General features: G+C 60.4%; 12 protein-coding genes. 9 read left to right on the top strand and 3 right to left on the bottom strand.

The window, feature by feature from the left end; all coding sequences use genetic code 11:
- Positions 1 to 244 precede the first annotated feature (244 nt).
- The 6 genes from paaA to ACFFFR_RS04805 all read left to right on the top strand — a co-directional run bounded on the left by paaA (position 245) and on the right by ACFFFR_RS04805 (position 4,979).
- Positions 245 to 1,228: a 1,2-phenylacetyl-CoA epoxidase subunit PaaA gene (gene paaA, locus ACFFFR_RS04780; protein WP_377458385.1), complete on the top strand. Its 984-nt coding sequence runs from the start codon at positions 245 to 247 to the stop codon at positions 1,226 to 1,228.
- A complete protein-coding gene (gene paaB, locus ACFFFR_RS04785; RefSeq protein ID WP_377458386.1) occupies positions 1,228 to 1,524 on the top strand; it encodes a 1,2-phenylacetyl-CoA epoxidase subunit PaaB in 297 nt (98 codons plus the stop codon). Before paaA ends, paaB begins: the two co-directional genes overlap by 1 nt.
- Entirely contained in the window at positions 1,521 to 2,375 is an 855-nt protein-coding gene (gene paaC, locus ACFFFR_RS04790) for a 1,2-phenylacetyl-CoA epoxidase subunit PaaC (RefSeq protein WP_377458387.1), read from the top strand. Before paaB ends, paaC begins: the two co-directional genes overlap by 4 nt.
- 15 nt (positions 2,376 to 2,390) lie before the next feature.
- The gene (gene paaD, locus ACFFFR_RS04795; RefSeq protein ID WP_377458388.1) at positions 2,391 to 2,879 is read left to right on the top strand and encodes a 1,2-phenylacetyl-CoA epoxidase subunit PaaD; all 489 of its coding nucleotides are present in this window, start codon (positions 2,391 to 2,393) and stop codon (positions 2,877 to 2,879) included.
- Positions 2,880 to 4,067 (top strand): 1,2-phenylacetyl-CoA epoxidase subunit PaaE, encoded by a 1,188-nt coding sequence (gene paaE, locus ACFFFR_RS04800; RefSeq protein WP_377458389.1) that lies wholly within the window; start codon positions 2,880 to 2,882, stop codon positions 4,065 to 4,067. It begins immediately after the preceding gene.
- Positions 4,068 to 4,187: 120 nt separating this feature from the next.
- Entirely contained in the window at positions 4,188 to 4,979 is a 792-nt protein-coding gene (locus ACFFFR_RS04805) for an enoyl-CoA hydratase/isomerase family protein (protein WP_377458399.1), read from the top strand.
- Positions 4,980 to 5,094: 115 nt separating this feature from the next.
- Here ACFFFR_RS04805 and ACFFFR_RS04810 read toward each other — a convergent pair whose 3' ends face one another.
- Together ACFFFR_RS04810 and ACFFFR_RS04815 are read right to left on the bottom strand one after the other, a co-directional pair.
- Positions 5,095 to 6,531 carry an NCS2 family permease gene (locus ACFFFR_RS04810; protein ID WP_377458390.1) on the bottom strand — a complete coding sequence of 479 codons (1,437 nt, stop codon included), beginning with the start codon at positions 6,529 to 6,531 and terminating at the stop codon, positions 5,095 to 5,097.
- A gap of 58 nt (positions 6,532 to 6,589) precedes the next feature.
- A complete protein-coding gene (locus ACFFFR_RS04815) occupies positions 6,590 to 7,066 on the bottom strand; it encodes an Lrp/AsnC family transcriptional regulator (RefSeq protein ID WP_377458391.1) in 477 nt (158 codons plus the stop codon).
- A gap of 166 nt (positions 7,067 to 7,232) precedes the next feature.
- On the opposite strand from ACFFFR_RS04815, the gene pdhA reads away from it, so the two are divergent.
- From pdhA to ACFFFR_RS04830, 3 genes are read left to right on the top strand one after another with little or no spacing between them, the layout of a single operon-like run.
- A complete protein-coding gene (gene pdhA, locus ACFFFR_RS04820) occupies positions 7,233 to 8,381 on the top strand; it encodes a pyruvate dehydrogenase (acetyl-transferring) E1 component subunit alpha (RefSeq protein WP_377458392.1) in 1,149 nt (382 codons plus the stop codon).
- Positions 8,382 to 9,404, top strand: a complete 1,023-nt coding sequence (locus ACFFFR_RS04825; protein WP_377458393.1) for an alpha-ketoacid dehydrogenase subunit beta — start codon at positions 8,382 to 8,384, stop codon at positions 9,402 to 9,404.
- The gene (locus ACFFFR_RS04830; protein WP_377458394.1) at positions 9,405 to 10,772 is read left to right on the top strand and encodes a dihydrolipoamide acetyltransferase family protein; all 1,368 of its coding nucleotides are present in this window, start codon (positions 9,405 to 9,407) and stop codon (positions 10,770 to 10,772) included.
- A 151-nt stretch (positions 10,773 to 10,923) separates the two neighbouring features.
- Here ACFFFR_RS04830 and ACFFFR_RS04835 read toward each other — a convergent pair whose 3' ends face one another.
- The gene (locus ACFFFR_RS04835) at positions 10,924 to 11,649 is read right to left on the bottom strand and encodes a phosphatase PAP2 family protein (protein ID WP_377458400.1); all 726 of its coding nucleotides are present in this window, start codon (positions 11,647 to 11,649) and stop codon (positions 10,924 to 10,926) included.
- Positions 11,650 to 11,839 lie beyond the last annotated feature (190 nt).

Here is an 11,839-nt window from a genome sequence, read left to right on the forward strand (position 1 = left end):
CTGCCAAACTCGCCAACCGATAAACAACCACGGGTCGAGTTTCCTGGCGCAAAACTTTTCCCGCAAAACAATTGACGGGGGCAGAGCGGTTGTATATTCTGAACGAACGGTCAGTAATTCGGTAGTGGTCTACGCCACGAACGATGTCTGGCCCCACAACCTAGATCTTTGGGGTCACCGGTCAGCAGGTCAAACATTGGCCGGGGATACGCCAACAGTATGGATCAACAGTGAGGTGACTGTTATGGCCAACAATGAGGCCCAACTGCACGCCGTGCCTTCCGAAGAGGAAGCCGCCGGTCAGCAGCGTTTTGACAAAATTATTCAAGAAGATTCCCGCATCGAACCACGCGACTGGATGCCGGAAGGCTACCGCAAGACCCTGACCCGTCAGGTCTCTCAGCACGCCCACTCCGAAATCATCGGCATGCAGCCAGAAGCTAACTGGATTACCCGCGCTCCATCGCTGAAGCGCAAGTCCATCCTGATCGCCAAGGTGCAGGATGAGGCCGGCCACGGTCTGTACCTGTACTCGGCAGCCGAAACCTTGGGTACCCCACGTGACACGCTGAACGATCAGCTGCTCGAGGGTAAAGCCAAGTACTCCTCCATCTTCAACTACCCGGCCCGGACGTGGGCAGACATGGGCGCGATCGGCTGGCTGGTCGACGGTGCTGCGATCTGCAACCAGGTTCCGCTGTGCCGCACCTCCTACGGCCCGTACGGTCGTGCCATGGTGCGTATCTGTAAGGAAGAGTCCTTCCACCAGCGCCAGGGTTGGGAAATCCTGTACGAACTCTCCCACGGCACTGAAGAGCAGAAGCAGATGGCCCAAGACGCCGTCAACCGCTTCTACGGTCCCGCCCTTCAGATGTTCGGCCCACCAGATGCCGACTCGCCTAACTCCAAGCAGTCCATGGCTTGGAACATCAAGCGCTTCTCCAATGACGAGCTGCGCCAGCGCTTCGTGGACATGATCGTCCCGCAGGTTGAGGCCCTGGGCCTGACCCTGCCAGATCCCGACCTGAAGTGGAATGAAGAGCGTGGTCACTACGACTTCGGCGAACTGGACTGGGACGAATTCAAGTCCGTCATTCGCGGAAACGGTCCTTGCAACGCCCAGCGCATGGAGCGCCGGATCGAAGCACATGAAGAAGGCGCATGGGTGCGCGAAGCTGCCGCCGTGTACGCCGCCAAACAAGCACAGAAGAAAGCTGAGGTCGCCTAATGTCGAACGCACAGCAGAACGAATGGCCACTCTGGGAAATCTTTGTCCGCTCCTCCCGCGGTTTGTCCCACGTTCACGCCGGCTCCCTGCACGCCCCGGACGCTGAGATGGCCGTGCGCAACGCCCGCGACCTGTACACCCGCCGCAACGAAGGTGTCTCCCTGTGGGTCGTCCGCTCCGAGGACATCATCACCTCCGACCCAGATCTGAAGGATGACTTTTTCGAGTCCCCAAAAGGTAAGGACTACCGGCACGCCACCTACTACACCAAGTCTGAAGGGGTGAAGCACCTGTGACGGATGTGGACAACCTCGAAAGCTTCGGTGACTCGGCGGCCTCAGCCACTCGCGTCACCCCGGGCTTCGCACTGCGACCGGAAGACATCGCGGTCGCTGACGCCAAACCAGCCAACCAGGCCGTGGCCGATTACGCCATGGCGCTGGGGGACGACGCGCTGATCATGGGTCAGCGCCTGTCCGAGTGGGTTTCCCGCGCTCCAGAAATGGAAGAGGACATTGCCTTGGCCAATGTGGCCTTGGACCTGCTCGGTCACGCCCGCTCCTTCCTGACCTACGCCGGTCGTTTCAGCGACAAGACGGAAGACGACTTGGCGTACTTCCGGGACGAAGAAGAGTTCCGCTGCCTGCACATCGTGCAGCACCCACGCGGTGACTTCGGCCGCACGATCGCCCGCATGTACCTGTTCGGCTTGTACCAAGAACTGCTGTACACCGCGCTGTTGGGCTCCGAAGACAAGATGATCGCCGCGATCGCGGAGAAATCCCTGAAGGAAGTCGCCTACCACCGCGACCACGCCGAAATGTGGATCCAGCGGTTGGCCGGCGGCACCGAAGAATCTAAGAAACGCCTTGAAGCCGGGTTCGCCTACGACTGGCCGTACGTCAACGAAATGTTCACCGATTGGGACGAACTGGACCAGCTCGAGGGGGTCGCTGTACGCCCATCGACCCTGCGCGCCGAATTCGATGAGCGCCTGAACGCCCTGTTCGACGAGAATGGTTTGACCGCTCCGCAGATCCCACCATCGTGGGGTGGCGGACGCAAGGGTGAACCATCCGAATACTTGGGGTACATCCTGGCGGAGATGCAGTCTCTGGCCAGGAAGCATCCCGGCGCCACCTGGTAAGAAAACGGAACTGACATGACTACCACCCATACCCCGACCCTTTGGGACATCGCCGCCGCGGTCAATGACCCGGAAATCCCGGTGCTTTCGATCGAAGATCTGGGTATCCTCCGTGCCGTCGAGCAGGATGAGGACGGGACCGTCCGCGTGACGATCACCCCCACCTATTCCGGTTGCCCGGCCATGGATGTGATCCGTGACGACGTCCAGACCGCCTTCAAAAAAGAAGGCTACGAGAAGGTCGCCGTGGATCTGGTGCTCTCCCCAGCGTGGACAACCGACTGGATGAGCGAAGAAGGCAAACGCAAACTCAACGAATACGGGATCGCACCACCAGCCGCCAAGGCCGCTGATGGCAAGGTCTCGGTTGGGTTGACCGTCAAATGCCCACGCTGCCACTCGTTGAACACCCAAGAACTCTCACGCTTCGGTTCCACCGCATGCAAGGCGCTGTACACGTGCCTGGACTGCAAGGAACCTTTCGACTACTTCAAGGTGCTCTAAATGACGACCAACACCTCCGACCAAGAACTGCAGGGCACCGAGGTCCCAGCCTCCAGCCGGGCCCGGTTCTACACCCTGCCTGTCTCCAACGTCCGCAAGCTCACCGCCGACTCCATCGAAGTCACCTTCGCGGTCCCAGCCGAACTGCAAGACGACTTCGATTACCTGCCCGGTCAATACGTGGCCATCCGCGCGACCATCCCGGACGCCGACGGCAACGACGTGGAACTGCGCCGTTCCTACTCCATTTGTGCCGAACCACAGCCGGGCGAAATCAAAGTAGCGATCAAGAAGGACTTGGGTGGGCTGTTCTCCACCTGGGCCAACGAAAACCTCAAGGCCGGCGACGAGCTGGACCTGATGAGCCCAACCGGTGCCTTCATCTCCAAGCACAAGATGACCGGCCTGAACGACCCGGAGTCCATCGACGTGCAGCAGGGCGGGAACTTTGTGGCGCTGGCCGCAGGTTCTGGCATCACCCCGGTGATCGCCATTGCCCGCACCGTGCTGGCCGCCAATGAGAACGTGAACTTCAACTTGGTCTACGCCAACAAGGCGGCCATGGACGTCATGTTCGTGGAAGAGCTCGCCGATCTGAAGGACCGCTACCCGTCCCGCTTCGCGCTGCACCACGTGCTCTCCCGGGAACAGCGGATTTCCCCGCTGCTGTCCGGCCGCATCGACTCGGACAAGCTCACCCAGCTGCTCGACACCGTGGTCCAGGTGGACTCCGTGGACGAATGGTTCATCTGTGGCCCGTTCGAGCTGGTCCAGCTCATCCGCGACACCCTCAAAGACAAGGGCGTCGCTGAAGAGAAGGTCCGCTTCGAACTGTTCAACACCGGCACCGCCGACCGCCCTGAAGGCAACATCGGCCGCCCGGTTGAGGTGGACCCAGCAGGGGACAACTTCACCATCGACTTCAAGCTCGACGGTCTTGAAGGCTCCGTGCAGACCCCGGCCAACGCCCGCGAGACGATCCTCAACGCCGCACTGCGAGTCCGCGCGGACGTCCCGTTCGCCTGTGCCGGCGGCGTGTGCGGTACCTGCCGCGCCAAGGTCGTCGAAGGCGAAACCGAAATGGAAGCCAACTTCGCGCTGGAACCAGATGAGGTTGAAAAGGGTTACGTTTTGACCTGCCAGACCCGCCCAACCTCTGAGTCCGTCAAGGTGGACTTCGACGCCTAGGCCGCCTGCCACCTGCCACCCATACTGTTAGCCTGCAGCCCACGTAGTCCGGAAAAGATTGCGTGGGCTGCAGCCGTGAACACCACCCACCAAGCATTTGAGGAGCCCCTGAGCATGTCCATGATCGAGCTCACCATTGAAGACAACCTGGCGACCATCACCCTGAACGCCCCAAACAAGATGAACTCCCTCGACGAGCAGGCCTTGGCAGACTTGGGCCAAGCCTATGACGCTGCCGCCGCAGGCGTTACCGACGGCACTGTCCGCGCGCTGCTCTTGCGCGGAGAAGGCCGCGGCTTTTGCGCCGGCCGGGACATCTCCAACGTGGATCCCGCCACCGACGACGCCTACCATTACCTGTCCAAGCTGGTGCAGCCGGTGTTGAAAAAGATGGCCGAGTTCCCCGCACCGACCTTTGCCGCAGTGCAAGGCGCGTGCCTCGGGGTAGGGCTCGGGTTGGCGATTGCCACAGATGTTGTCTACGTGGCGAAGAACGCCAAGATTGGCTCACCGTTTGCAAACCTAGGCGCCACCTTGGATTCCGGTGGGCACTGGTACTTCACCGAACGCCTGGGCATCCACCGCACCTTGGACTTGATCTACACCGCAGATTTGATCTCCGGCGAAGAAGCCGTCAACGCCGGGCTGTTCTCCCGCGCGATTGAAGCCGACGAACTACAGGACTTCACCGCCGAGATCGCAGCTAAGGTCGCCGCCGGTGCAACTAACGCCTTCCGCGCCTCCAAGCAGCTTGTCGCCCAGGTCCGCGACCAGCGTCTTGGCCTCTGGGACTCCATGGAGGAAGAAAACAAACTGCAAGGACAGCTGTGCAAAACGGCGGACTACGCTGAAGGGTTCAAAGCCTTCCAGGAGAAACGAGCACCCAAATTCGAGGGCAAACCGGAGCTCTAAGCTGACACGGCCAGCGGCACGCTGAAAAGTTGCTCCCGCGGGGCTGGGCACGCTGACGGAACAACAATTGTTTCCAAGCGCTCCCAGCCCCGCCGGACAACTGCTCGTTGGACGTTTACTCCATCCAGCCGTTGATCACACCCATGCCGAAGAAGACCACGAAGGCCGCTGCGACGACCCACATCAGCGGGTGAACTTCTTTGCCACGACCTTGGAACAGCCGGATCACTGCGAACGCAACGAAACCTGCGCCCAAACCGTTGGCGATCGAATACGTGAACGGCATCAGCACAACCGTCAAGAACGCCGGGATCGCCACCCCAATGTCGGTGAAATCGACCCGGGTGAGCTGCTGCACCATGAGGAACCCAACGATCACCAGCGCCGGGGCGACAGCCTCGAATGGCACGAGCGATACCAGCGGGGTGAGGAACATGGCGCAGAGGAACAGGAAACCGGTAAGTACCGAAGACAAGCCGGTGCGGGCACCTTCACCAATACCGGTCCCAGATTCAACGAAGATCTGGTTGGAGGAAATCGAGCTGGCGCCACCGGCAGCGGCACCCACAGCATCAACCAACAGCACCCGGTCCAAGTTGGGGATGGTTCCGTCCGGGTTGACGTTACCGGCCTGATGGGCCAAGCCAACAGTGACACCCATGGCGTCAAAGAAGATCGACAGCAGAATCACAAATGCCAGCAAGGTGGCGGCCGTGAAACCAAGGTGCTCGAACGCGCCAAAGAGGGAGAACTGTCCGATCAAAGACAAATCTGGTGCGCTCCACGCATCGAACCCTGGTACCACCAAGGACCAACCGACTGGATTAGCGTTGCCTTCTGCGTCCATGGAGGGCCCAATGTTGAACGCCCATTCCAAAATATTGGCCAGCACGGTCGAGGCGAGAATGCCGTAAAGGATCGCACCTTTGACCTGGCGAGCCATCAGAATGCTCGTCAGGATCAGCCCCACGATGAAGACCAACACGGGCCAGCCCAGCAGTTGCCCACCGACACCGAGTCCGACCGGGACGGTGGTTCCAGCTTCATCCGGGATACGCCGGACAAAACCAGCATTGACGAAACCGATCAAGGCAATGAACAGACCAAAGCCCGCCACGATCGCGGCTTTCAGGCTCTCTGGCACGGCCTTGAAAACGGCGGTGCGGAAACCCGTCAAAACTAGCACCATCATGGCCAGACCGGCCAGCACGATCAGGCCCATCATGTCTGGCCACGTCAGATTGGGGTTGGTGGCAACCGTAATCGCAACGAAGGCGTTCACGCCGAGACCGGTGGCCAACGCGAATGGGTGTTTGGCCCAAACACCCATCAAGATCGACAGCACACCGGCCACGAAAGCGGTGGCGGCCGCAACACGGCCCAGGCCTAGTTGGTTGCCGGCCCCGTCCATGCCGGAGAGAATCAGCGGGTTCAACACCACGATGTAGCTCATGGCAAAGAAGGTGGCGGCCCCACCACGGAGTTCTTGGGTGATGGTGGACTTACGCTCGGTAATGTGAAAATACCGGTCAAGTGAGCGAGTGATTGACATGGCTCAATCATAGACCCGCTGGTAGCGAACACGTCATCTGGCGAAAACGTGGTTTCCTCTAGCGGGCTTCTTCGTCCTCAAAGATGATGTGCGTCTGGGCATCAACCACGCCGGGTAGATGCTGGAAGCTATCGAAGATCAGCCGGCGCAGATCTTGGTTGTCGCGGGCCCGTACCAAGACCAACACGTCAAAGCTGCCGCTGACCAGAGCAAGATGTTCGACTTCAGGCACCTTCAGGATCTCGGCTTTGAGTTCCCGCCAAGAGTGCTGCCGAGTTTTGAGCATCACATAGGCGGAGGCTCTTCGACCCGATCGAACAGGATCGATCGTGGCGGTAAAACCGGTGATGACACCGGTCTCCAGCAGCCGATTCATCCGCGAATAGCAGTGCGCGCGAGAAATATGGACCGCTTGGGCTAAAGCTGCGACGCTGATACGACCGTCCCGTGACAGTTCTTCCATGATCGCGTGATCAATCTCATCGAGCTGAACCGGGCCTTTCTTCCGCTGCGCTTCGGCCGCCGAGTCTGCCATCCACCCCACTCCTTGTTTGTATTTGTGGCCTGCACCACAGTTCAATAAGTTCTACTAGTATCCGCCGAATTCTTCATTCTGTCTACTAGATCTTGAATCCTATCTGAAAAGTTGTGCCGATTTGCCACTATTGGAGGAAGAAAAGTATTACTTCACGGAGGATCCCATGGAGATGGAAGAGACCTGCCGCAGGTTCGGCATCACGGCAGAGGACTATATGCTGCCGGCCCGCGGGCAAATTCAGATTCTTGGTGCCGACGGCTCTTTGCTGCCAGAAGAGCAGCAGGGCACCCAGCCCGGTCACACCTACCCCTTGCCGGACGAGGAACAGGTCATGGAGGCCTACCGCCAGCTGGTGATCGGTCGGCGCGTCAATGACCAGAACTCTGCACTCGTTCGTCAGGGACGGATGGCCGTATACCCATCCAGCCACGGGCAGGAAGCCTGCCAGGTGGCTGCGGCCATGTGCTTAGAAGAAGGCGACTGGCTATTTCCGACGTACCGCGACTCGGTAGCGGTGATGGCTCGTGGCGTCGACCCGGTAGAAGTGATGACCATCTTCCGCGGTGACTGGCACGGCGGTTTTGACCCGCACGAACGCAATGTCTCGATCCAGTCGACCCCGCTGACCACCCAGCTGCTCCACGCCGTTGGGGTTGCCCACGCGGCTAAGATGCGCGGGGAGAACACGGTGTGCTTGGCCATGTGCGGTGATGGAGCCACCAGTGAAGGTGACTTCCACGAGGCCTTGAACTTCGCAGCCGTATTCAACCTGCCGGTGATTTTCTTCGTGCAGAACAACGGGTTCGCCATCTCGGTGCCGCTGTCCCAGCAAACCGTCGCGCCGTCCTTGGCACACAAAGCCGTCGGCTACGGCATGGCTGGCGAACGCGTAGACGGCAATGACCTTGTCGCACTGCTGGCCGTGCTGAACCGTGCCGTCAGCCTCGCCCGCTCAGGTTCCGGTCCATTGCTCGTGGAGGCCCACACCTACCGGATGCAAGCCCACACCAATGCCGATGACGACACCCGCTACCGCGAATCCGACGAGGTCAAAGAGTGGGAAGCCAAAGACCCAGTCATCCGGATGCGCTCCTACCTAGAATCCACCGGCGCGCTCAACGACGATCTCTCCGCCCAAATCGCCGCCGATGCGGAGGACCGCGCGTCCATCCTGCGGACCGGATTGGCTGAAGAAGTGCCGGTATCACCACTGGACATGTTCGACTACGTGTACACCGAGCCCACCGCACAACTACGTGAGCAACGGGCCGTTCTGGAGGCCGAGTTGGCCGCTGCGCAGGAGGAAAACTAAATGAGCCTGAAGACGATGACGTTTGCAGGTGCCCTCAACCAGGCGCTCGCTGACGCGATTGAAGCAGACGATGCAGTGGTCATTTTCGGTGAAGACGTGGGCACCCTTGGCGGGGTCTTCCGCATCACCGACGGTCTGACCGAAAAGTACGGGCGGGAACGCTGTTTCGACACCCCACTGGCTGAGTCCGGGATCGCCGGGCTGGCCATCGGCATGGCCATGAACCACGCTCGGCCCGTGATCGAAATGCAGTTCGACGCGTTCGCCTACCCGGCCTTCGAACAGATCGCCTCACACCTAGCCAAGATGCACAACCGCACCAAGGGCAAGTTCAAGATGCCGGTCACCGTGCGGATCCCGCATGGCGGCGGAATCGGTGGTGTGGAACACCACTGCGACTCTTCCGAAAGCTACTACGCGCACACCCCGGGGCTGAAAGTGTTCGTCCCCGCAACCGTCGAAGATGCGTACCTGATGCTGCGTGAGGCCATCGCGTCGGACGATCCGGTGATGTTCATGGAGCCAAAGAAACTGTACTGGACCAAGGCTGAGATCGACCTCGACGAGCTCCGCGCCAAAGCCGAACAATTCGGCCCAGGATCATCCACCCAGACGGAAGGCACCGGCGCTATTCGCAAAGAAGGCGCCGACGTGACACTGATCAGCTACGGCGGGCAGGTGCCCACCTGCTTGGCCGCGGCCGAAGCCGCCGCTGAAGAAGGCTACGACGTTGAGGTCATCGATCTGCGGACACTGGTGCCACTGGATGATGAGATCATCGCCGCCTCAGTCAGCAAGACTGGTCGCGCCGTTGTCGTGGCCGAGCCGCAAGGCTTCGCCTCGATCGCTTCCGAACTGGTCGCACGCACCCAAGAGCGGTGCTTCCACTCACTGGCAGCACCAGTCAAACGGGTCACCGGCTTCGACGTGCCGTACCCGGCGCCCAAACTGGAGGAGTACTACCTGCCCAGTGTGGACCGCATCCTAGACACTATCGACCAGCTGCAATGGGAGTACGAATAAATGAGCCAGAAAGTCTTCAAACTACCCGATCTCGGTGAAGGCCTGACCGGCGCAGATCTGATGCAATGGCTGGTGGCCGTCGGTGACGAGGTCCAACTGGACCAGCCGATCGCCGAAGTCGAGACCGCAAAATCACTCGTCCAGGTGCCCTCTCCCTACGCCGGCAAGGTGCACCAGCTGCACGGTGAAGTCGGTGAAGAGATCCTCGTCGGCGCACCCCTGATCACCATTGAGGTGGAGCAGGCGCTGGACTACCGCGAAGAAGAACGCGCCGGTGCCAGCGCCCCGGAAGAACCAGTCCCGGACCCGGAAGAAGAAGGTTCCGGTGCAGTCCTGATCGGCTACGGCACCTCCGGGGGCTCCGGCCGGCGGCGTCGCCGGCGCAAACCAGAGGCCCCAGCTGCGGCAAAGTCCACAGCCGAAAACGCCGCGGCCGATGCGCCGTCCCAGTCCGAGGAACAAGCGCCGCGAGTAGTTTCACCGCTGGTGCGCAAACTCGCCCACGAGCGTGGCGTGAAACTCTCCGAGGTGACCGGCTCCGGTCCGGGCGGACTGATTCTGCGCGCCGACATCCTAGCCGCCACTGATACTGCCGCCGAGACGAGTGAAGAAACCGCGGCAACAACGGCACCCGCAGCTGCTGCAACCCATGCCGGCGAAACCGATGGCCGCACTGGTCTGCGGATCGCGAAGGTCGATGAGGTCAAGGGCGTACGCAAGCGCGTCGTGGAGGCCATGACCACCTCCCGGCGGGAGATCCCGGAGGCCACCGTATGGCTGGATATCGACGTCACCGATTTGGTTGAACTGCGTGCCCAGCAAAAAGCAGCTACCGGTCAGGCCCCAACCTTGTTGGCCTTCGTGGGACGCTACGTGCTGGCAGGCCTGCAGCGCTACCCGGAGCTGAACACCCGATTCGACGGGGACACCATCAGCTACTTTGACGGAGTCAACCTAGGCTTCGCGATGCAGACTGACCGCGGGCTGATGGTCCCGGCGCTGACGGACACCGCAGGTAAGAACATCATGGACTTGGATCAAGAGATTCGGGACTTGACGGAGAAAGCCCGCACCGGACAAGCGACCCCGCAGGAGCTGACCCGTGGTACCTTCACGATCAACAACTACGGTGTGTTCGGCGTGGACGGTTCGGCCGCAGTGATCAACCACCCTGAAGTTGCGATCTTGGGGCTAGGCCGCATTCTGGAGCGCCCATGGGTGAAAGATGGCGAGCTGTGTGTCCGCAAGATCATGGAGATCACCCTGTCCTTCGACCACCGAGTCTGTGACGGCGGAACCGCCAGCGGTTTCCTCAGCTTTGTGGCGGACTGCTTGCAGAATCCGACGAATGCAGCCATGATGCTGTAACCGGGTCACGAGTAGACCTTCCTGTTGGGCCATGACAATCGTTGCCCACAAAAGGGTCTTCTCATGGCACCATAGACACAGACAACCCCGCGATGATCACACGCGTGATCCCCTTAGGTCGCGGGGTTGTCTGCTGTCTTACGACAAGTACTCAGAAACGGGCCGGCCGCACGGTTTGCAGCCGCCACAACACCGCACCATAGGACAAGAGCCCTGGCCCGATCGATAGGGCCAGCCCTGCTAAGTAGTGCCACATTGAAAACGCGGCGAACGGGTAACGCAGAGCCTGGATACCACCGGCTAGGGCGAAGAAAGCCACCGCGGCCGCAATCAGCGCCAATCCGCCCAAGATCAGCCAAATCGATACCGGCGAAGTGCCACCGGGATCGGCAACCAACAACTGATTCTCCTGCGGACCTCTATTGGCTAAGATCGCCGCAGCCACCAGAGCCCACGCAGCGGCCAAGAAGAAACCGGCCATCATGTCTGCCGGCCGGTGCCACGTTTCAATGAACGTGCCTGCCGCCACCGCAGAAGACAAAACCACCGCAAGCACGGCAACCCACGGTCGCTGTCTGGGCCGAGCCACCAGGATCAACGAGAACCCGGCAGCGGCCGCAAAGACAGTATGGCCACTAGGCAATGAGTTACCCGTGTAGTAGGGGATACCGGTTCCCAAATCGGGCCGGGAGAATATCCAGTGTTTCAACACTTGTGCGGACACATTAGCGACCAAGAACATCGCCAGTGCAATCCCGGAGGCGAAGAAACGCTTCTTGGCTAGTGTGAGCACCAGAAACGCAAGAACCGCTAGGACAGCGACAACCTCCGGTAAGACGTTGAGTAACTGTTGGACCGGTCCGCGTAAGAATTGCATCCGTGCGGCAGCAGTTTCCCAGGTGATCGCATCGATCAACTGGCCGCGTGCGGTCTGCACGAAGAACACCCATGTGCCGATAACGGGCTCATCGTAAAAATGCGTGTAGTTGGGTTCGGAATCCGCCGGTGTCGAGCAGTGCTCTGGTGATGTAGTGGGTGAGGTTTCTGAAGCCCAGGGCGGTGCCGCG

It is taken from the genome of Micrococcoides hystricis (assembly GCF_042434215.1).
In the GTDB taxonomy this organism is placed as follows: domain Bacteria; phylum Actinomycetota; class Actinomycetes; order Actinomycetales; family Micrococcaceae; genus Micrococcoides; species Micrococcoides hystricis.

Excerpts from the sequence above, each read along its gene's own strand:
- paaB (WP_377458386.1), top strand. The coding sequence starts at position 1,228 with ATGTCGAACGCACAGCAGAACGAATGGCCACTCTGGGAAATCTTTGTC.
- ACFFFR_RS04825 (WP_377458393.1), top strand. The coding sequence starts at position 8,382 with ATGAGCCTGAAGACGATGACGTTTGCAGGTGCCCTCAACCAGGCGCTC.
- paaA (WP_377458385.1), top strand. The coding sequence starts at position 245 with ATGGCCAACAATGAGGCCCAACTGCACGCCGTGCCTTCCGAAGAGGAA.
- ACFFFR_RS04810 (WP_377458390.1), bottom strand. The coding sequence starts at position 6,531 with ATGTCAATCACTCGCTCACTTGACCGGTATTTTCACATTACCGAGCGT.
- ACFFFR_RS04815 (WP_377458391.1), bottom strand. The coding sequence starts at position 7,066 with ATGGCAGACTCGGCGGCCGAAGCGCAGCGGAAGAAAGGCCCGGTTCAG.
- paaD (WP_377458388.1), top strand. The coding sequence starts at position 2,391 with ATGACTACCACCCATACCCCGACCCTTTGGGACATCGCCGCCGCGGTC.
- ACFFFR_RS04835 (WP_377458400.1), bottom strand. The coding sequence starts at position 11,649 with ATGCAATTCTTACGCGGACCGGTCCAACAGTTACTCAACGTCTTACCG.
- ACFFFR_RS04805 (WP_377458399.1), top strand. The coding sequence starts at position 4,188 with ATGATCGAGCTCACCATTGAAGACAACCTGGCGACCATCACCCTGAAC.
- ACFFFR_RS04830 (WP_377458394.1), top strand. The coding sequence starts at position 9,405 with ATGAGCCAGAAAGTCTTCAAACTACCCGATCTCGGTGAAGGCCTGACC.
- pdhA (WP_377458392.1), top strand. The coding sequence starts at position 7,233 with ATGGAGATGGAAGAGACCTGCCGCAGGTTCGGCATCACGGCAGAGGAC.
- paaE (WP_377458389.1), top strand. The coding sequence starts at position 2,880 with ATGACGACCAACACCTCCGACCAAGAACTGCAGGGCACCGAGGTCCCA.